Source organism: Bacillus pseudomycoides DSM 12442 (assembly GCF_000161455.1).
In the GTDB taxonomy this organism is placed as follows: Bacteria; Bacillota; Bacilli; order Bacillales; family Bacillaceae_G; genus Bacillus_A; species Bacillus_A pseudomycoides.
This window is the reverse complement of the sequence record NZ_CM000745.1, coordinates 2091328-2113872: the sequence shown is the minus strand read 5'-3', so window position 1 is coordinate 2113872 and position 22545 is coordinate 2091328. Positions and strand designations below refer to the sequence as shown.

The following is a 22545-nucleotide window of genomic DNA, read 5'->3' as shown; positions in this document are numbered from 1 at the left end:
ATTAGAGAGGGGGGTACTTTTCATCATTAACTATTCTTTTCAAAAGCTAATTTGATACCAAATCCAATTAATACAATACCAGTAAGTCCTTGGATGTATATTTGAGTAGCTGGTTTTTTCATGAAAACACTGATTTTATCAATTAAGAAGATATAAAAGGCAAACCATATCACGGTTAAAACGAGATAGGTAAGACCCATGGTTAGAAATTGAATGAATGTATTATGGTTAGGATTTAAAAATTGTGGTAAAAAGGTCAAAAAGAATACAGCGACTTTAGGATTTAAAAGATTAGTAAGAAACCCTTGGCGAAAACAAGAGCTGTTTTCATCTGCACGTTTCATAGGTAACTCATTTGTATCTATGCTGTTTTTGCTTTTTAAAGATAAAAGTGCTTTTATTCCTAAATAGACTAGATAAATGGCACCAACATATTTAAAAATAGAAAATAAGAGAGCAGATTTAACAATGATAGCGGAAAGCCCAATTACAGCAGCTAAAGTATGAATTAAAAGGGCGATACATGTGCCGAAAACCGTTTTTACACCTCCTATTTTTCCTGAAGTAAGAGTGTTTTTTGTAGCCATTGCAGTATCAGGCCCGGGTAAAATAATAAGACAAATAGACATGATAATAAAAAGAAGATAGTTCTCCACAATCACTCCACCTTTCTGTGCTTGTTTTTCAGAAAATTTAATTAAAAATAGTTTAACACAATTTAAGTGATATGATAAATAAAATTTAAGTATGTTAAAATATATCTATCATATTGTTTGAAGGAGCATGAGGTATGGAAAATATAAATATCGGAAAAAAGGTGAAAGAGCTTCGGGAATATAAGGAGCTGAGTATGCGAGAGTTAGCTAAAATGGCAGAAATAACACCTTCTATGTTAAGTCAAATTGAACGAGGATTAGCTAATCCTTCGATTCAAACATTGAAATTGCTAGCCAAGGCTTTAGAAGTTCCAACTTTTAGTTTTCTCATTGAAGATACGAACACGGATGATCTAGTTATAAGAGCGAATGCACGTAAAAAAATGATCGTAGGAAATTTATCCTATGAATTATTATCACCAGATTTAACGGGTGCTTTGGCAGTATCTTTAATGACTTTGCCACCTAATTCTGTTTCCTCCGAAAAACTTTTAGAGCATAAAGGAGAGGAAATTGCTCATGTTTTAGAAGGACAGATTATCTTGTATTTACAGCAAGATATATACACTTTATACCCCGGGGATAGTGTGAAAATCCCTTCTTACATGAAACATAAATGGGAGAATCTATTTGATCAAGATGCCGTTATTTTATTCGCTGTAACGCCTCCATCGTTCTGATAATGAAGATACATAATACATATGTCTAGAAAGAAAAAAGCTAGATGAAGCAGCAAATAGGTTGCTTTCATCTAGCTTTTTGATTAGGCATTAAGCAGATTGAAGAAGCGATTGACATCTTCATCTGAAACATCACTTAATTGTTTATATTTATACTTTGGATTTTGATCTTTGTCGACAACGACTGAACGTACTCCTTCAAAGAAATCTTCGTGCCTCATGAAATTTTTAGCGAGCACGAGATCTGTTGCAAAGCATTCTTCTATCGATTTTTCCTTTCCGTCAATAAGTTGTTTTAATGTTACTTTTAATGAGAACGGAGATTTTGATAGTAATGTTTCTTTCGTTTTTGAAGCGAAGGATCCGTCAGCATTATCTAATGAATGGATGATATCTTCAACTGTATGGAATGAAAAATGTTGATCAATTTCTTCTAATAAGGAAACAAGTTCACTTTCTACACTAGGAGCTGTTTCATATTTATTAATGAGTTCTTTTAAAGTGATATGTATATTTTGATCATGCCAATTTACCTTTTCGATTGCATCTAGGAAAGTAGGTAAAGTTTCCGATGGCATATAATGATCAGCAGCTTTTATATATAATACATCAGCAGCTTTTAAAACAGATGCTGTTAACGCAACATACCGACCAGTCTGCCCAGGAGCCTTGTTTAAGAAATAAGCAGCTCCAACGTCTGGGAAAAAACCAATGTTCATCTCAGGCATGGCCCATTTTGTACGATCTGTTACAATTCTATATTTTGCCCCATTCGTAAGACCGACGCCACCACCCATTACAATTCCATCTAAACAAGCAATAATTGGTTTTGGATAATGATATATATAAGTATCTATTTCGTATTCTTCTTCAAAAAAATGTTCAGCATGCTGTAATGCAACTTCATTTGAACGTGCTTCGTATAATGTTTTTATATCACCGCCAGCGCAAAATCCTTTCGTGCCAGCACCTTTCAAGATTACTACGGCAATACGATCATCTTTTTCCCATTCTTTTAGTTTCTGACCAATCGGATGTAACATATCATAAGATAAAGAGTTAAGTGCTTTTGGGCGATTTAAAGTGATTGACGCGACGCCATTTTCGTGAATGGAAAATAAAACATTTTCAGTCATTTTGAATCCTCCTCTTATATATCTTCTCATTCTTATTTCTCGATACAAGCTAAAATGTCCTTTATAATTTATTTGATATTGCAAGTAGCGTGCCAGTTTTAATGTCCTTAATTAAGAAGAAATGCCAGTAATAAAGTGTCTAACTGTCTAAACAAATGGACATTTAGACGTCGGACTAGATACTTTTTAGAATGGTGCATATTTTGACGAGTTATATTTGCAGGATTTCAACATATGAAAATGAATATTACAACATCAGTCATTTAAAATGTAGGGGTATTGTTTGTAACTTGAAAATGAAGGGAATACTATATACCATATTTAATTTGAAAGAAAATGAGTAATTGGAATGAATTCAATATGGATAGCAACTTCACTTTGTTTTATTTACTGAATTGTCTTGCTTTTAACGAAGTGAGAGTTTGTATATAATAGGAGTAGAGAAAGGGGAGATCGGAATGCCAGGGCCTTTGCTATTATCGGTTATTATTTTGTCTTCTCTCATGGTAGGAATTACACAGTATTTTCATCGTACAGATACGACAGAAGAAATTAAAGATAAAGTACGTCTCGTATTTCCGGTTTTTATATTATCTATCTCACTATGTTATGTGTTAAATAAAGATGGATATATCGTGGCATCATTCTCATTTTTTATAGCAATTGTTTTAATAACTGTATTGTACTATATAATGAAAGAGTATTTGCAAAAATAAAGATGCCTGAAAAGGCATCTTTATTTTTATGAAATTAAACAATTTATACCGGAATTTGAAGATGTGAATTCATATTACTGTTTACCTGCTTTTCTAAAATTGCTTTCTGTATACTTGTTTTTTAAGCTATTATTGCTTTGACTTTAGGATATTAATAAACTTATTGAATCATATTTTTATTGGGACTGTTTTTTGTATCATATAAAATCATTCAACTTGTAGAACATTCAGCTCATTCTTCTTTTCCAAACGGTCACGCGACATCAGCGATTCTATTTTAAACATCGTGACTTAATTTCAAATCCACATGAAACATTGTTAATTTCACATACCGTATTATAATTTAAAAAATACTTATAGCATAAAAAAATAAAATGAATGTGAAAGTGAAAGTGAATTCTTCATCATGTATTCACTTGTCAATCGTGAATAGCCGCTATACTATTAAAGTATAGAGAACTGGAAAAGGGGTTGTATTTATATGAAATTTGAGATGCATACAAAGATTATTTCAAATGAAAAAGAAATGAGATTACATATAGAAGAAAATATATTTCAATTAATATTAGACGGTTATCATTTATTTGCTGTGGATGAAATGTTACCTTTATATAAATCTGATCAAGAAAGAATCGGTAGTGCAATCGTTCAAAAGTTAGAGTGGGAAGATGGGAAGACAACACTTAACTACCAACTGGTTTCATTACAATCAGTAAATTAAAAGAGAGAAAGGAAGGAAAAGATGAAGTTTTTTCATACAGCGGATTGGCATTTAGGAAAACTTGTTCACGGTGTGTATATGACCGAAGATCAACGAATTGTATTAGATCAGTTCGTTCAAGCTGTGGAAGAAGAAAAACCAGATGCCGTAATTATTGCAGGTGATTTGTATGACCGAGCGATTCCTCCAACAGAAGCAGTAGATTTACTAAATGATGTATTAAAAAAGATAGTGATTGATTTACAAACGCCAGTAATTGCAGTAGCAGGGAATCATGATAGTCCAGACCGTATTCATTTTGGCAGCAGTTTAATGAAAAAACAAGGGTTACATATTGTTGGCCAATTTCAATTTCCGTATGAACCAGTTGTTTTACATGATAAGTATGGGGAAGTTCATTTCCATTTAATCCCATATGTAGATCCAAGTATTGTAAGACATGTGATGAAAAATGAAGATATTCGGTCGCATGATGATGCGATGCGTATTTTCATGAATGAACTTTCAGAAACGATGAATCAAGAAGCAAGACACGTATTTGTAGGCCATGCATTTGTCACTTCTTCAGGTGAAGCAGAAGAAAATACGAGTGATGCAGAGCGTCCGCTTTCCATCGGCGGTGCTGAATACGTAAATAGTCATTATTTTGATAAGTTTCATTACACAGCACTTGGGCATTTGCACCAAGCGCACTTTGTACGTAATGAAACGATTCGTTATTCTGGTTCACCACTTGCGTATTCTATTTCTGAAGAGCGGCATAAAAAAGGGTATTATATTGTGGAATTAGACGAAACAGGTCAAGTGGAAATAGAAAAGCGTTTATTTACACCTCGTCGCCAAATGCGAACAGTAGAAGCGAAAATAGATGATTTATTAAAGTATCCAACAAGTGAAGATTATGTCTTCGTAAAGTTATTAGATGAAAATCCTGTACTGCAGCCAATGGAAAAAATTCGTTCTGTATATCCAAATGCTATGCATGTTGAACGTTCTATGCAAAGACGAGAATTTACAGAAACCAATGAAGTTACTGTTTCTAGACATAAAACAGATGATCTATCCCTTTTGAAAGCTTTTTATAGAGAAATGAAGGGCTCAGATTTATCAGAAGAGAAAGAACGTCTTTTCTTAGACGTATTACAAACAGTGCAGGAACGGGAAGGTGAACGAGGATGAGACCACTTCAGCTTATTATGACCGCATTTGGTCCGTATAAACAGCGAGAAGTTATCGATTTCAGCGATCTTGGCGATCACCGTATTTTTGCTATTTCAGGAAATACGGGAGCTGGGAAAACAACGATATTTGATGCGATTTGTTATGTATTATATGGGGAAGCGAGCGGAGAAGAACGTAGTGATACGAGTATGCTACGTAGCCAATTTGCTGATGATAATATATACACAAGTGTAGAATTAACCTTCCAGTTGAAAGGAAAGCAATACGAAATAAAAAGACAGCTCGGTCATAAAAAACAAGGGAATAAAACAGTTACAGGGCATGCTGTTGAGCTATATGAAGTAATAGGTGATGAGAAGGTTCCATGTGTGGATCGTTTTCATGTGACAGATGTGAACAAAAAGGTTGAAGATTTAATCGGACTTAGCAAACATCAATTTAGTCAAATTGTTATGCTTCCGCAAGGAGAATTCCGAAAACTATTAACGTCTGAAACAGAAAATAAAGAAGAAATTTTACGTCGTATTTTTAAAACAGATCGTTATAAATTAATGCGTGAATTGTTAGATCAAAAACGTAAACAGTGGAAAGACGTCTTACAAGAAAAGCAAAAAGAAAGAGAACTGTACTTCCGTAATGTTTTTAAATTACCGGTTCGAGATGATTCATTATTAGAGACATTAGTTCAACAGGAACATGTAAATACGCACCAAGTAGTCGAAGCGCTTGAACAAGAAAAAAATTGCTATGAGGCGGAAGTTGAACAATTACAAGCGCAGCAAACATTGCAAACGCAGCAATTAAAAAAAGCCGAAGATCGTTTTCATACAGCTAAGTCTATTAATGAAAAGTTCAAAGATTTACAGCAAAAACAAGAGAAACAAGCAGTTTTACAAGCAAATCGAGAACAAATAGAAACAGAAGAACAACGCTTTAAACTTGCTGAACAAGCGAAACGATTATTACCATTTGAACAATGGTATGAAGAAGCGGTACAGAGTGAACAAAATGCTGAACAATTATTGAAACAAATATCTGTAAAAAAAGAAAAGACGGTTAAGGCGTTTGAACTTGCTTATGAGAAATATGAAGAATTAAAGGGTAAAGAGTCTGTTCGTGAAGAAGGTAAGAAAACTGTACAAAGATTAGAAGAGTTACAGCCAATTATTGCTTCATTAGCAGAGAAAAAATCAAAATTGCAACAGGCAGAACTTCAAAGTGGGAAATTGAAGGAAGGTATTCAGAAGTTTGAGAAACAGCTAGAAGGACAGATTTCTCAAAAACAACAAATTGCCGGAGAATTACAACAGCTAGAGGTTGCACTTGAGCAATATGTAGCAAAAGTAGAAGAGCTAACAAATATGCGGGAAGATGCAAAAGTACTAAAGCAAGCATATGACGTTTGGCAAGAAAAGCAAAAATATGAACAAGAAAAAGAAGTTGCAAATCAAAAGATGGAAGTTGCAGTTAAAGCATATGAAGAGATGGAGCATCGTTGGTTAAATGAACAAGCAGGAATGTTAGCTCTTCATCTTCATGAAGGTGAATCTTGTCCTGTATGTGGTAGCATAGATCATCCAAAGAAAGCTACAGAACGTGGAGATTCCATTGATGAAAAACAGCTAAATGAACTGCGCGAAAAGAAAACAGTTGCTGAAAAATTACATGTTCAAGTAGAAGAGAAATGGAATTTCTACAGATTACAATATGAGCAAGTAATAGATGAAGTCGTAAAACGAGGATACCGTTCAGAAGAGTTAGTTGAAACATACCGTACGCTAGTGCAAAACGGAAAACAACTAGCAGCTGAGGTAAACACATTAAAGGAAAGTGAAGAAAAACGTAAACAGCTAGCGTTAAGTGTAAAAGGATTAGAAGAAAAAGTAGAAGAATTACAGAAGCAAAAACGCGAAGCTGAAGTGATGCAGCACCGTACTGAAATGGAGTGCATGCAACTTCGTACGTCCTATGAACATGATCAGCAAAAAACCCATGAGGACTTACAAACGTTAGAAGCCTGGAAAAAACAATTTGATCAAGCTGTTAGCACACTTCGCTTTATGGAAGAGGAGTGGAAGAAAGTACAAGAAGCTTATCAATATTGGCAAAATGAAAATATACGCATACAAGCTGAGTATGATGGTGCTCTAAAGCAAGTAAGTCATGCAAAGGAAAAGCAAGAAGAGACTTTACTTCGCTTTACGACAGAGCTTGAAGAAGGTGGATTTATCGACCAACAAGCTTATAAAGAAGCAAAATTAACAGATGTAGAAATGAAGCATTTGCATGAGCAAATTCAAGAGTACTATTCATCCTTAGAAGTATTGGCTAAACAAATTGAGGAACTAGTAAATGAATTAAGCGGGAAAGAATGGACGGACATTACAGCTCTAGAAGAACAAATGAAAGAGTTAGGAATTCAGCTTGATATTACAAAAGAAAAGCGCCAGCGTGCCCAAAGTGCAGTTGCATACATTACCGATTTGCATGAAAACATTAGACGAATTGATGAACAAATTCATGAAGAAGAAAAAGCTTTCCAAGAACTTGTTGATTTATATGAAGTCATGAAAGGGGATAACGAAAGTCGTATTTCGTTTGAACGTTACATTTTAATTGAGTATTTAGAACAAATTGTTCAAATTGCTAACGAAAGACTTCGTAAACTATCAAACGGCCAGTTCTATTTAAAACGAAGTGAAAGAGTTGAAAAACGAAATCGTCAAAGTGGACTAGGATTAGATGTATATGACGCATATACAGGTCAAACACGTGACGTAAAAACATTGTCTGGCGGGGAAAAATTTAATGCATCGCTTTGTCTAGCACTTGGTATGGCAGATGTGATCCAGGCATATGAAGGCGGTATTTCTATCGAAACCATGTTTATCGATGAAGGATTTGGCTCGCTAGATGAAGAGTCATTAACAAAAGCGATCGATGCATTGATTGATTTACAAAAATCAGGACGATTTATTGGCGTTATTTCACACGTTCAAGAGTTGAAAAACGCAATGCCAGCAGTTTTAGAGGTAACGAAGCAGAAGAATGGTTGTAGTGAGACTCGGTTTGTGGTGAAATAATAAAACTAATAAAAAGGTTAATAGTAAATTTTAATTATGAGAGGACATATGCTTAATAGTGGGCATATGTCCTTTTTTCATATAGTTATATCGGTATGATTTATGTTTGAAGGAAGTGTTGTTTAGAGAAAAAGATGTAAATAGTTATTTTTAAATAAATTTCTTAATAAAATTTTTTCAGAAATTTATTGAGAAATTAAATGTTCAATATGATGGTTTTTATTATAAAATAAAGATTTTTATGTAATTAATGATAAAATGCATGATTATTAATTAGGAAATTTGAAAGTTTCAATTTAATTTTTTAAATCTATTATTTTCACAGAAAATAGGATGAAAAAAGTTTATATTTACAATAAAAGCAGAGATTTTTATGCAGATAAGTATGGGGACATAATAAAATATTTTATCTGAAAAATAAAAAAAGATTGACAAGACTGTTGAGAAACATTATCATTTCGGTGTACAAAAGAAAATGAAAATCATTATCAATTAATACTAAGTGAGTATTACCTAGTTTATTGAGACTGAAATTAAGATTAAATTGTACTTGACTGATAAGTTTAATATGTGTATGATTTTCGTAAATATAATGATAATGATTATCAATATCATTATTAGTTGGTGATGTTTGTTTAAATATTTTCTTTGCACAGATTAATTAGGTTAACTTTATTAATCTGCAATTGAGAATATACAAGATAAACTAGATCGATTCGTTGTAAGGAAAGGAATTGAGAATATGGATTTTGGGGAATTTGATGGGAAGATTGCATTAGTTACTGGTGCAGCACAAGGAATTGGAGAGACTGTAGCGAACATGCTTGCGGAAAGAGGAGCAAAGGTTGCAGCGGTTGATAAGAATATTTTAGAACTCAATAAGCTTTCAGATTATCATGCAACAAGAGGCAGCTCTTTGAAAGTATTCGCTTTAGATGTGAGTGATAGTTCCGCAGTGGAAAATACAGTAAATCAGATTGAGGATACAATGGGGCAAATTGATATTTTAGTTAATGTTGCCGGTATTTTAAAGATGGGTGCCATTCACTATTTAAGTGATGAAGATTGGGACAAGACTTTTTCAGTAAATGCTACAGGTGTGTTTTATGTATCACGATCTGTGAGTAGACGTATGATGTCACGGCAGTCTGGTGCAATTGTGACTGTAGGGTCAAATGCTGCGAGTGTACCTAGAATGGAAATGGCTGCATATGTAGCATCCAAAGCTGCTGCAACGATGTTTACAAAATGTCTTGGTCTTGAGCTTGCAGAATATAATATTCGCTGTAATTTAGTTTCTCCTGGTTCAACTGAGACAGAGATGCAGAGGTTACTTTGGATAGATGAAAATGGGGCTGAAAAAATTATTGCAGGCTCACAAGATACATATAGATTAGGAATTCCATTAAAAAAAATAGCAACGCCTTCAGAGATTGCTGAAGCAGTTCTATTTTTAGCGTCAGATAAAGCAAGCCATATTACGATGCATAATCTATGCATTGATGGCGGCGCTACTTTAGGAATCTAAATTACATATAGGGGGCTTTAAAATAATGAATCATACAACTGCTTTAAAGGAGTTAGCGACAAAATTACTAGATGACTATAGAGCTGGATCTTCATTCTTTTTTGCTTCACCGTATCGTACAATACTTGCCGAAGGAACATTTGCAACGGTGAAACATAGTCAGGCAGAAAATTTTCCTGAGCTAGTTCGTGCTGTATTAAGCAATGCGAAACAAGCTGGCCATCCTAATCCAATTGTTGTAGGAGCGCTGCCTTTTGATCGTACAAAATCGGTACAGCTCGTTGTACCTCGGGAGAGCAGGCTAGCAGATCGTCTGCAATTTGATTTTACAGATCGAATCCAGCAATCACCTGCACTTACATATGAAATGAATCCTATTCCGTCATCTTCAGAATATATGCGTGGTGTAGAGCAAGGAGTAGCTAAAATAAAGAGCGGTGACCTAAAGAAAATCGTTCTATCTAGATCGTTGGATTTGAAATCTCCAGAAAAGGTTGACATTCAAAAACTACTTTGTGATTTAGCGCAGCACAATAAACAGGGGTATACGTTTGCGGTAGATTTACCGAAGAGTGAAGAAATAGAGAATTGTGATGCTTCACCAAAGCGTAGTCATACACTCATAGGAGCGAGTCCAGAGTTACTTGTCTCACGGAGTGGAATGCAAATCATTTCTAATCCGCTTGCAGGCTCTAGACCTCGAAGTAAAGACCCTGAAGAAGATAAGAGACGAGCAGATGAGTTGCTTTCTTCAGCTAAAGATTTACATGAACATGCTGTTGTTGTTGAAGCAGTAGCTGCGGCGCTTCGTCCGTACTGTCGTACATTGCATGTTCCGGAAAAACCATCATTAATAAATAGTGAAGCAATGTGGCATTTATCTACTGAAGTAAAAGGAGAATTACTAGACGTATCAGTGTCTGCATTAGAATTAGCACTTGCGCTTCATCCTACACCAGCAGTTTGTGGAACTCCGACAGAAAAAGCTCGAGAGGCTATTAACGAAATTGAACCGTTTGATCGAGAATTTTTCACGGGAATGCTTGGTTGGAGTGATCTGAATGGTGACGGTGAATGGATTGTTACGATTCGTTGTGCGGAAGTTGAAGAGAATTCCCTTCGTTTATTCGCAGGAGCTGGTATTGTTGCGGAGTCAAAACCTGAAGATGAGCTAGCTGAAACATCAGCTAAGTTTCGTACAATGCTTCGGGCTATGGGATTAAATGATGAATCTTTGAAATAGAAGTTAGGGGGATAAATGATGTTAACAGGATGCCAGGAGTGGCCAAAGGAATTTGCAGATCGATATAAAGAAGAGGGGTGCTGGCGCGGAGAGACCTTTGGAGAGATGCTGCGAGAACGTGCGATGAAACATGGTGACCAGATTGCAGTGACAAGTGGCGAAAAACACTTAAGCTATAGTGAACTGGATAAAAGAGTAGATCAATTAGCTGCAGGATTTCTAAATTTAGGAATTAAACAAACGGATCGAGTGGTTCTTCATTTACCAAATATTACGGAATTTTTCGAAGTCTGCTTTGCGCTTTTTCGCATTGGTGCAGTTCCAGTTTTTGCTTTGCCGTCACACCGAAGTAGTGAAATAAGCTATTTTTGTGAATTTGCTAAAGCAACTGCTTATATTATTTCTGATAAACAGCTTGGATTCGACTATCGAAAACTTGCAAGAGAAATAAAAGAAAAAGTTCCAACGTTGCAACATGTAATTGTTGTAGGAGAGGCGGAGGAATTTGTAGGAATTCGTGATCTTTATATGAATCCGGTCAATCTGCCAGAAGTAAAATCTAGCGATGTAGCTTTCTTGCAACTATCAGGCGGAACAACAGGATTATCTAAATTAATTCCCAGAACACATGATGACTATATTTATAGTTTAAGAGTGAGTGCTCAAATTTGTAAATTGGATCAAGATAGTGTGTATCTTGCTGTGCTTCCAGTTGCACATAACTATCCGCTTAGTTCGCCGGGAACTCTTGGGACGTTATATGCAGGTGGGCGGATTGTTCTAGCTTCTGGGGGAAGTCCAGATGAAGCGTTCTCTCTTATTGAGAAGGAACGTGTCACGATTACAGCACTTGTGCCACCCCTTGCAATGGTATGGCTTGACGCAATAGCTTCACGCAATAATGATTTATCTAGCCTGCAAGTTTTACAGGTAGGCGGCGCAAAGTTTAGCGCGGAAGTGGCCAAGCGTATACGCCCGGCATTCGGTTGTACATTGCAACAAGTTTTTGGTATGGCCGAAGGGTTAGTGAATTATACGAGACTTGATGATGCAGAAGATATCATTATTCATACGCAAGGAAGACCAATGTCAGAGTTTGATGAAGTTCGTGTAGTTGATGAATATGATAATGACGTAGAGCCAGGTCAAGTGGGGAGTTTATTAACTCGTGGACCATATACAATTCGTGGATACTATAAAGCTGAAGAGCATAACGCTAAATCCTTTACTTCGGATGGTTTTTACCGCACAGGCGATCTTGTCAAAATAAATGAGCAAGGTTATTTAGTGGTTGAAGGACGCGATAAGGATCAGATTAATCGTGGTGGAGAGAAAGTTGCGGCTGAAGAAGTTGAAAATCATCTGTTAGCGCATGCAGCGGTACACGATGTTGCAATAGTATCTATGCCAGACGATTATTTAGGTGAACGTACTTGTGCTTTCGTTATAGCTCGCGGGGAAACACCGACTGTAGGGCATTTGAAAATGTTTTTAAGAGATCGAGGAATTGCGGCATATAAAATTCCAGATCGAATTGAATTTATAGACTCGTTTCCACAGACTGGTGTCGGAAAAGTGAGTAAGAAAGAATTACGGAAGGCAATTGCTGAAAAACTTAAATCTATCACGAAGTAATAAATGACAAATAAATATTCTTAACAATTCGAAAGGAAGTGATTAGATGGCTATTCCAGCTATCTCAGTATACCCAATGCCATTAGAGTCAGATTTACCAAATAATAAAGTAACGTGGAAGCCAGATCCGAAACGTGCTGTTCTTCTTATTCATGACATGCAAGAGTATTTTCTTGATGCATATCATGCAGAGGAATCACCAAGAGTAGAACTGATTTCAAATATTCAATCTATCAGAAAAACATGTAAGGAAATTGGTGTTCCTGTCGTTTATACTGCACAACCAGGTGGACAAACGCTAGAGCAAAGAGGATTATTGCAAGATTTTTGGGGGGCGGGTATTCCTGATGGGCCTCACAAGAAGAAAATTGTAGATGAGCTCACTCCTGATGAGGATGATATTTTCCTTACAAAATGGAGATATAGTGCTTTTAAGAAAACAAATCTTCTAGAGATTTTACGTGAACAAGGGCGTGATCAGCTTATTATTTGTGGGGTTTATGCACATATTGGATGTCTTTTAACGGCATGCGAAGCATTTATGGATGGGATACAACCATTCTTCGTCGCTGATGCGGTTGCTGATTTTTCACAAGAACATCATAAACAAGCTTTGCAGTACGCATCTGATCGATGTGCAGTAACTATAATAACGAATTTATTATTAAAAGATTTACAAAGTTTAAAAGAAACGTCTGCAGCAGAAGAAAATACAGGATTCACATTACAATCGGTACGTGAACAAGTTGCTGAATTGCTTCGTGAATTACCAGCAGATATTGGAGATAACGAAGATTTATTAAATAGAGGGCTTGACTCAGTTAGAATTATGAGTTTAGTAGAGAAATGGCGCCAAATAGGTGTAGAAGTTACATTCGCAGATTTGGCTGAGCGTCCAACAATTTATGACTGGTTTAATTTGGTGTCCTCTCAAGAGGAAAAGGTGCTATCAAATACAGATAGATAAAGGGGTAAATACGAATGTCTCATTGTCAAAAGGTTCGTCATTCATTGTCAGGTGCGCAAACGGGTATGTGGTTTGCGCAGCAACTTGATCCAAAAAATCCAATTTATAATACGGGTGAATACATAGAAATACATGGTTCAGTTGATGTGAAAACATTTGAATTAGCTGTGCGTAAAGTTGTAATGGAAGCTGAATCTTTACATGTTCACTTTGAAGAAGATGCGAAAGGGCCATGGCAAGTTATCGATGATTCACCTGAATTTCATATGCATATTATTGATGTTAGTACTGAAGAAAATCCCCAAAAAGCCGCTGAAGCGTGGATGCAAGTGGATTTATCTACGCCAGTGAATCTGAAAAAGGACAAGCTGTATACGGAGGCGCTTTTTAAAGTCGCTTCCAATCGTTTCTTCTGGTATCAGCGCATCCATCACATTGTGATGGATGGATACGGATTTTCTTTACTTGCGCAAAGAGTAGCAAGAGTATATACGGCATTCATGAATAATCAATCGTATGATGAGAGATCATTTGGTTCTTTATATACCATTTTAGAGGAGGATACTGCGTATCGTGCATCGGAGCAATTTGAGAAAGATCATAGCTTTTGGTTAGAACGGTTCCAAGATCAACCAGAAGTAGTAAGTTTAGCGGAACGTGCTCCTAGAACATCGAAGACATTTCTTCGCCAACCAGCACATTTGTCTCGTTTAAGTACAGAATCTTTGCGGAAGGTTGCACATGATTGTAATGCGAATTGGCCGGATCTTATCATAGCTGCAACTGCGATTTATATACATAAATTAACAAGTACACAGGATATAGTTCTAGGTTTACCGATGATGGGACGTTTAGGATCAGCATCGATCAATATCCCTGGTATGGTCATGAATGTAGTCCCGCTCCGCTTGTCTATAAGCTCTAATATGAGTCTTGCTGAGGTTGTCGGGCAGGTTTCTAATGAGGTTCTTGATATTCGTTTTCATCATAAGTATCGTCATGAAGAATTACGCCGAGATCTTAAATTATTGGGAGAAAATCAAAGGTTATTTGGTCCAATGATTAATGTGATGCCATTTGACTATGCCTTGAGTTTTGCAGGAAATCATGGGGTTAAACATAATCTTTCGGCAGGACCGGTTGATGATCTTTCAATAAATGTGTCAAACGAGTTTGACGGAAATGGCTTAAGGATTCATTTTGATGCAAACCCTGAAGTATATAGATTAGAAGAGTTAATAAATCATAAAAAAAGATTTGTGAATCTTCTGGAAGATATATCGGATCTTCAGGTAGATTCACCGATTGGAAAACTGGAACTCTTACTTCATGAGGAACGCAAGCATTTAGTAGAGTGGAATCAAACTATGAAAGAAAGTTCATTCGTAAGTGTACCTGCTCTCATTGAAAAACAAGTAAGTAAATCTCCTGATTCTATTGCTGTCATATGTGATGGAATAGAACTTACTTATAAAGAATTAAATGAACAAGTAAATCAACTTGCTCATTTCTTGTTAGAACGAGGAGTTCAATCTAAGGAATTTGTAGCGTTAGCATTTCCAAGATCTGTAGAGATGGTTATCGGAATGTTAGCAGTTCTTAAGACGGGAGCAGCATATTTACCAATCGACCCAGAATATCCAGAGGATCGAATTACGTATATATTAAGCGATGCTAAGCCTGCTTGTATCCTAACACATTCTTCTGTTTTAGGTGATTTACCGAATGGGGATCATATAACAAGAGTTGTGCTTGATAATCAGGATACAAAAGAAGAGTTAAGAGGATACCAGAAAAATAACCTAGATTCATTTGATGGAGCAGCACCCTTAAATCCTGCGTATACAATTTATACTTCGGGGTCAACAGGTAAGCCAAAAGGTGTCGTTGTGCCGATGCAAAGCTTAAGCAACTTTTTATTGGCGATGCAAGATCAATTCTCATTACATGTAAATGATCGTTTGTTGGCTGTTACAACCTTTGCGTTTGATATTTCAGCTTTAGAAATTTATTTACCACTTATTAGTGGAGCAAGCGTTCAAATTGCCCAAAAAGAAGCAGTTCAAGATTCTTCAGCATTAACAGAAATCATTCAAAAGGAAAACATCACAATTATGCAAGCTACACCAACACTTTGGCATGCGCTTGTAACAGATTATCCAGAAAGATTAATAGGACTTAAAGTTCTTGTTGGTGGTGAGGCGCTTCCATCGAATCTAGCGTCTCGGTTAAAAGAATTAAATTGTCATGTTACAAATCTTTATGGACCAACTGAAACAACAATTTGGTCAACTTTCATGGATATGAATGAAGAAGAGAGTGGTACACCTTCTATTGGAAGACCAATTTGGAATACTGAAGTATATGTACTAGATGCAGGTTTACAACCTGTACCACCAGGAGTGGTGGGAGAATTATATATTGCTGGTACGGGGCTTGCCAATGGATATTTAGGAAGGCCAGAATTAACAGCTGAACGATTTGTTGCTAATCCATACGGGAAACCTGGTACACGAATGTACCGTACGGGCGATCTTGTTAAATGGCGTAAGGATGGTTCGTTAGATTATGTGAGTCGTGCAGATCATCAAATTAAGATTCATGGATTCCGTATCGAGTTATCTGAAGTGGAAACTGTATTATCTCAGCACCCTCATGTTGAGCAAGTCGTTGTAATCGTTCGAGAAGATCGACCTGGCGATAAACGTTTGGTTGCTTACATTGTACCTGATGCTGATGGAAATCTTGACCTTGCAGAAATTCGAACATATGCAGGAGGGAGCCTACCAGGTTATATGATACCGTCAGCAATTATGATGATGTCTGAATTGCCATTGACACCGAACGGAAAGATTAATCGGAAAGTGTTACCAGCACCTGACTTCAATTTACTTGTTAGTGAACGCGTAGCTAGAAATCCACAAGAAGAAATTTTATGTGATTTATTTGCGGAAGTGCTTAGTATAGCGCGGATTGGAATCGATGATAACTTCTTTGAAATAGGCGGACATTCTCTGTTAGCTTCCCGGTTAATGGGACGTATTCGTGAAACATTAGGTGTGGAATTAGGCATTGGAAAACTATTTGAATCACCTACAGTCGCTGAACTAGTTAAACAATTAGATAGCACGCAGAGTGCAAGGCCAGCTATTCAGAAAGTAGAGCGTCCAAGAGAAGTTCCTCTTTCTTTTGCACAGCGTCGTTTATGGTTCTTGAATTGTTTAGAAGGTCCAAGCCCAACTTACAATATTCCAGTAGTCATTCGAATGTCTGGTGAATTAAATCGAGAAGCTTTACAAGCTGCATTTTATGATATCGTCGATCGACATGAGACACTTCGAACTATTTTTCCTAACACGCTTGGTACGTCACATCAGCAAATTTTGGAGACAAATGAGGCAAATCCTACTTTAATTGTTACGCAGACTACTGATTCAGAATTACCTAAAGTACTTGCTGAAGCTGTAAGATATAGCTTTAATCTTGCAGAAGAGCCAGCTATCCGTATGGAGCTTTTTGAAATAAATCCGGATGAACATGTGTTACTTGTATTATTGCATCATATTGTAGGGGATGGATGGTCATTAAACCCATTGTCAAGAGACATAGCAACTGCGTATCAAGCACATTGTAAAGGTGAATCAGTTCAGTGGAAGTCACTGCCAGTACAGTATGCCGATTATGCCCTTTGGCAACAAGAACTATTAGGAAATGAGAGTGCACAAGGTAGTCTCATTTCACAACAAATTGAGTTTTGGAAAGAAGAATTGAAGGGGTTACCAGCCCAACTTGAGTTACCTACAGATTATCAACGTCCTGTGGAAACGAGCTATTGCGGAGAAACGATAGATTTTCATGTGAATCCAGAGTTACATGAACGATTATTAGAGCTTGCTCGTAAAAATGGTGTTAGTTTGTTTATGATCCTACAATCCGGACTTGCTGCATTACTTACACGATTAGGGGCTGGAACGGATATTCCAATAGGTAGTCCAATTGCTGGGCGTAGTGATGATGCGCTTGGAGATATTGTCGGATTGTTCGTAAATACACTCGTTTTACGTACAGATACGTCTGGAGATCCTAGCTTTAGTGAACTGTTAAGCAGGGTGCGTAAAGTTAACCTTTCAGCATATGAACATCAAGATGTTCCATTTGAAAGACTTGTTGAAGTGTTGAACCCTGTGCGTTTGAGAAATAGTCATCCACTATTCCAAATTATGTTAGCTTTTCAAAATACACCAGAGGCTACACTTGATATACCGAATCTAGAAACGCATCTTGAGATTAAGAGTGTTGGTTCTTCGAAGTTTGATATGACGATAGAAATAAGTGAACGTAGTACGTCTGAAGGTCAGCCAAATGGATTACATGGTTTACTTGAATTTAGTACAGATTTATTTAAGCGTGAGACAGCTCAGAAACTTGTGAGTCGTTTCATTCATTTATTAGAAGACGCAGTAGAAGATCCAGAACAACCTATTGGGCGTTTGGAAATTTTGGACGAAGAAGAGCGTCAAACAGTACTTGAAAAATGGAATGGCGGCTTTCAAATTGCGCCTGAAATGACCTTACCGGAATTATTTGAGAAACAAGTTCGCTTAACGCCAGATGCAACCGCTGTCGTATTTGAGGACACTACGCTAACTTATGAAGAGTTAAATAAGAGATCGAATAAACTTGCACGTCTGTTAATTGAAAAAGGAGTAGGTCCAGAGCAAATGGTTGCTTTAGCGATACCAAGATCTGTTGATATGGTTGTGAGTTTGTTAGCAGTTTTGAAAGCGGGGGCAGGATATTTACCTCTAGATCCTGATTATCCATCGGATCGAATTTCATTCATGCTAAGTGATGCTAGGCCTGTCTGTATGATTACGAACACACAAGTGACAATAGAGAGTGCAGAGACCGTAACGATTGTAGTAGACGATTTCAAAATAATGGAGACATTAAACAAATATGGTGAAGAGAATATAGAAAATGTGGAACGAATACAGCCACTATCACCTTTACACATCGCTTATGTAATTTATACATCAGGTTCAACAGGAAGACCAAAAGGTGTAATGATTCCTCATCAGAATGTTATAAGGCTACTTGGGGCAACTGACCATTGGTTCCAATTTGATTCGGAAGATGTTTGGACAATGTTCCATTCTTATGCTTTTGATTTTTCAGTTTGGGAAATTTGGGGGCCGCTATTGTATGGGGGACGTCTTGTTGTCGTACCACACACTGTGAGTCGTTCACCTAGAGAATTTTTAAATCTGCTTGTCCAGGAAAAGGTAACAGTTTTAAATCAGACACCATCAGCATTTTATCAACTTATGCAAGCAGATCGCGAAAATGTTGAATTAGGGCAAAAGCTTTCTTTACGATATGTCGTTTTTGGCGGAGAAGCACTGGAATTAAGTCGTCTAGAAGATTGGTATAGTCGTCATCCAGAAAATTCGCCTAAGCTTATTAATATGTATGGTATTACAGAAACAACTGTACATGTAAGCTATATCGAGCTGGATCAAAATATTGTATCTTTACGAGCAAACAGCTTAATAGGATGTAGTATACCAGATCTTAAAGTATACGTATTAGATAATTACTTACAACCTGTACCACCAGGAGTGGTAGGAGAAATGTATGTTGCAGGAGCAGGGCTTGCTCGTGGGTATTTAGGTCGTGCAGGGTTAACTGCGGAACGATTTATAGCAGATCCATACGGGAAACCTGGTACTCGAATGTATCGTACAGGAGATTTGGCGCGTTGGTGTCAAGATGGCACATTAGACTATATCGGTCGTGCAGACCATCAAATTAAGATTCGAGGTTTCCGAATTGAACTTGGCGAAATTGAAGCCGTTATTATGCAGCACTCTCATGTTGAACAAGTAGCTGTCATTGTACGTGAAGATCAGCCTGGTGATAAGCGATTAGTTTCCTATATTGTTTCGTCAGAACATGTAAACATTGATACAGCTGAAATGCGCCAATATGTAGGACTTAGTCTACCTGATTATATGGTACCATATGCTTTCGTTATGATAAGTGAATTACCTTTAACTCCAAATGGTAAGTTAGATCGTAAAGCATTACCAGCACCTGAATTCATGGTATCTACGATAAGCCGAGGACCAAGAACACCAAAAGAGGAAATTTTATGTGATTTATTTACAGAGGTTTTGAATTTACCTCGAATTGGCATTGATGATGGTTTCTTTGATCTTGGCGGTCATTCCTTACTTGCTGTGCAGTTAATGAGCCGGATCAGGGAAGCGCTAGGAGTAGAGTTAAGTATTGGTAGCTTATTTGCGGTACCGACAGTTGCAGGGCTTGCTGAAATACTTGAGATGGGGACGAGCCAAAGTGCGCTAGATGTAATCTTGCCATTAAGAACAAGCGGTGAAGAGTTACCTATGTTCTGTGTACATCCAGCAGGTGGACTTAGCTGGTGTTATGCAGGATTAATGAAGTCTTTAGGAAGCGATCATCCAATTTATGGTGTACAGGCACGCGGCATTGCAAAAAGTGAAGAACTTCCAAAATCATTAGACGAAATGGCTGCTGACTATCTTGAGCACATTCGTGAGATACAGCCACATGGGCCGTACAGGTTGTTAGGTTGGTCTCTCGGAGGAAACGTTGTTCATGCAATGGCAACTCATTTGCAAAATCAAGGAGAAGAAGTTGAACTGCTTGTTATGTTGGATTCTTATCCCGGTCACTTTTTACCAAATACAGAAGCGCCTAGTGAGGAAGAAGCGCTTATTGCCCTACTTGCATTAGGAGGATACGACCCAGATAACATGGATGGAAAACCACTTGATATGGCAAACGCTATTGATATACTTCGCAGGGATGGCAGTGCATTAGCGAGTCTGGAAGAGGAAACAATTTTGAACTTGAAAGAAACATACGTAAATTCTGTTGGTCTTTTAGGAAAGTATGTTCCAAAACAATTTCATGGAAACCTTGTATTCTTTAGATCAACAATCATACCAGAATGGTTTGATCCGATTTCTCCAGATACATGGCTTAGTTATATAGATGGGGAAATTGAACAATATGATATTGATTGCCGACATAAAGATTTATGTCAGCCAGGACCACTTACAGAAATCGGACAAGTATTAGCTAGTAGACAGCAAGCGATGAAAGGGGTAAATAAAGTATGACGAATCCATTTGAAAACGATAACTTTATGTATAAAGTGTTAGTAAATAAGGAAGGCCAGCATTCTGTCTGGCCAGCCTTTCTCGATGTACCAGCCGGGTGGGATGTTGTTCATGAACAAGATAGTAGACAAGCTTGTCTTGCGTATATCGAATTACACTGGAGTGATATGCAGCCAAAGAGTCTTCACTCACTTGAGTGCGTTTCAGTAGGGGAGTAGTAATGAATTTGAAGCTGAATCCGAAAATTGTTGTTAGTGTTGTATATGTAACGGCTATGTTTATGGCTGCTATGGATGCAACGATTGTAAATGTAGCTCTGCAAACGATTAGTCATGAACTACAAGTTCCACCTTCAGCAATGGGGACAGTCAATGTTGGATATTTAGTAAGTTTGGCTGTGTTTTTACCTATTTCTGGGTGGCTTGGAGATCGGTTTGGTACAAAGCGAGTATTCCTAATTGCTCTTTCTGTATTTACAGCTGCTTCCGCGCTATGCGGAATTGCTGATAATATTACTGCCTTAAATATATTCCGTATCATACAAGGTGCTGGCGGAGGATTATTGACGCCAGTAGGAATGGCAATGTTATTTCGAACATTTTCACCACAAGAAAGACCGAAGATTTCTAGGTTCATCGTCTTGCCTATTGCTGTTGCGCCTGCAATAGGACCAATTGTTAGCGGGTTTTTTGTGGATCATATGTCTTGGCGCTGGGCATTTTATATTAATTTACCGTTTGGAATAGTAGCTTTACTAATTGGTGCGTTATTTTTAGTAGAGCATATTGAAAAAACTGCTGGGCGGTTAGATTTACCTGGTTTTATGCTTTCCGCACCAGGATTTGCAATGTTGATATATGCAATGAGTCAAGGGCCATCAAAAGGATGGGGTTCCTCAGAAATAATAGGGACAGGATTAGGTGGACTTTTGCTTATTATTCTCTTTGTATTTGTTGAACTTCGTGTGAAGCAGCCGATGCTAGACTTATGTTTGCTGCAAGATCGTTTATTTCGGAATATGAGTCTCATTTCGTTATTTTCGGCTGCTGGATTACTGGGCATGTTATTTATATTCCCACTTATGTATCAAAATGTATTACATGCGTCGGCACTAGAAACAGGTCTTACAACATTTCCAGAAGCAATCGGGTTAATGATTGCTTCGCAAATTGTGCCTTTGTCTTACAAAAGACTTGGGCCACGTAAGTTGATTTCTACCGGTTTGCTATGTGCAGCGATTATATTTGTTGTTTTAAGCTTCGTGAATCAGGAAACAAACCCTTGGCTGGTCCGTATTCTATTGTTTGGCATAGGATTTTTCCTAGGTCATTCTGTAGGAGCTGTACAATTTTCAGCTTTTAATAATATTCATCCGTCTTCAATGGGGAGGGCGACAACTATTTTTAATGTGCAAAATCGATTAGGTTCCGCCATCGGTGTTGCAATTCTTGCAAGTCTTTTAGCGGTTTTTGGAAATCATGATGTAAGTGGAGCAGGAAATGAGAGTGCTAGTATTGTAGCGTATCAAATGGCCCTGCTTGGTGCAGCTGTATTCCTATTCATAGCATTATTATTTGCATTACGTATTCGTGATGCGGAAGTAATAGATACATCAAAGAAAAAAACGTCAGTCCAATCAAATGAAGCTCATTCAAAAGCAGTTGCAGGTGAATAAAGGAGGAAGAATCTGCCCAGGTGTAATAATAAATCTGGGTAGGTTTCTCTATTACAATAGCAATGATGAAAAGTGAGAAGGGGAAATGTTAGTAGGGATATTTGCTGAAGGATGGAATAGGTTCCATACTTTTCTTAGTATGAATATTGGATAT

General features: G+C 37.2%; 14 protein-coding genes. 12 read left to right on the top strand and 2 right to left on the bottom strand.

The window, feature by feature from the left end; translation table 11 throughout:
* Positions 1–26: 26 nt before the first annotated feature.
* A complete protein-coding gene (locus BPMYX0001_RS10470; protein ID WP_033799652.1) occupies positions 27–659 on the bottom strand; it encodes a LysE family translocator in 633 nt (210 codons plus the stop codon).
* A gap of 131 nt (positions 660–790) precedes the next feature.
* On the opposite strand from BPMYX0001_RS10470, the gene BPMYX0001_RS10465 reads away from it, so the two are divergent.
* Positions 791–1336 carry a helix-turn-helix domain-containing protein gene (locus BPMYX0001_RS10465; RefSeq protein WP_003197601.1) on the top strand — a complete coding sequence of 182 codons (546 nt, stop codon included), beginning with the start codon at positions 791–793 and terminating at the stop codon, positions 1334–1336.
* An 83-nt stretch (positions 1337–1419) separates the two neighbouring features.
* On the opposite strand, the gene BPMYX0001_RS10460 is transcribed toward BPMYX0001_RS10465, so the two are convergent.
* Positions 1420–2472 carry an enoyl-CoA hydratase/isomerase family protein gene (locus tag BPMYX0001_RS10460; RefSeq protein WP_006094830.1) on the bottom strand — a complete coding sequence of 351 codons (1053 nt, stop codon included), beginning with the start codon at positions 2470–2472 and terminating at the stop codon, positions 1420–1422.
* A gap of 458 nt (positions 2473–2930) precedes the next feature.
* Here BPMYX0001_RS10460 and BPMYX0001_RS10455 point away from each other — a divergent pair, with 458 nt between their 5' ends.
* The 11 genes from BPMYX0001_RS10455 (at position 2931) to BPMYX0001_RS10405 (ending at position 22391) form a co-directional block, all read left to right on the top strand.
* Positions 2931–3188, top strand: a complete 258-nt coding sequence (locus BPMYX0001_RS10455) for a hypothetical protein (protein ID WP_003197605.1) — start codon at positions 2931–2933, stop codon at positions 3186–3188.
* Between the two features lie 481 nt (positions 3189–3669).
* Entirely contained in the window at positions 3670–3909 is a 240-nt protein-coding gene (locus BPMYX0001_RS10450; RefSeq protein WP_016114814.1) for a DUF2584 family protein, read from the top strand.
* Between the two features lie 21 nt (positions 3910–3930).
* Complete coding sequence (locus BPMYX0001_RS10445) at positions 3931–5088, top strand: exonuclease SbcCD subunit D (protein ID WP_006094828.1); 1158 nt, start codon at positions 3931–3933, stop codon at positions 5086–5088.
* Positions 5085–8174 (top strand): AAA family ATPase, encoded by a 3090-nt coding sequence (locus BPMYX0001_RS10440; protein WP_033798865.1) that lies wholly within the window; start codon positions 5085–5087, stop codon positions 8172–8174. The genes BPMYX0001_RS10445 and BPMYX0001_RS10440 overlap by 4 nt, the downstream gene beginning before the upstream one ends.
* Positions 8175–8916: 742 nt before the next feature.
* Positions 8917–9702: a 2,3-dihydro-2,3-dihydroxybenzoate dehydrogenase gene (locus tag BPMYX0001_RS10435; protein ID WP_006094826.1), complete on the top strand. Its 786-nt coding sequence runs from the start codon at positions 8917–8919 to the stop codon at positions 9700–9702.
* Between the two features lie 25 nt (positions 9703–9727).
* The gene (gene dhbC / locus BPMYX0001_RS10430) at positions 9728–10945 is read left to right on the top strand and encodes an isochorismate synthase DhbC (RefSeq protein WP_006094825.1); all 1218 of its coding nucleotides are present in this window, start codon (positions 9728–9730) and stop codon (positions 10943–10945) included.
* An 18-nt stretch (positions 10946–10963) separates the two neighbouring features.
* Positions 10964–12580 (top strand): (2,3-dihydroxybenzoyl)adenylate synthase, encoded by a 1617-nt coding sequence (locus BPMYX0001_RS10425; protein ID WP_033798864.1) that lies wholly within the window; start codon positions 10964–10966, stop codon positions 12578–12580.
* Positions 12581–12626: 46 nt separating this feature from the next.
* Complete coding sequence (locus BPMYX0001_RS10420) at positions 12627–13547, top strand: isochorismatase (protein ID WP_006094823.1); 921 nt, start codon at positions 12627–12629, stop codon at positions 13545–13547.
* A 14-nt stretch (positions 13548–13561) separates the two neighbouring features.
* The gene (locus BPMYX0001_RS10415) at positions 13562–20716 is read left to right on the top strand and encodes an amino acid adenylation domain-containing protein (RefSeq protein ID WP_006094822.1); all 7155 of its coding nucleotides are present in this window, start codon (positions 13562–13564) and stop codon (positions 20714–20716) included.
* Positions 20713–20934: an MbtH family protein gene (locus BPMYX0001_RS10410; RefSeq protein ID WP_016114820.1), complete on the top strand. Its 222-nt coding sequence runs from the start codon at positions 20713–20715 to the stop codon at positions 20932–20934. Before BPMYX0001_RS10415 ends, BPMYX0001_RS10410 begins: the two co-directional genes overlap by 4 nt.
* 2 nt (positions 20935–20936) lie before the next feature.
* Complete coding sequence (locus tag BPMYX0001_RS10405; RefSeq protein WP_006094821.1) at positions 20937–22391, top strand: MDR family MFS transporter; 1455 nt, start codon at positions 20937–20939, stop codon at positions 22389–22391.
* Positions 22392–22545: the final 154 nt, after the last annotated feature.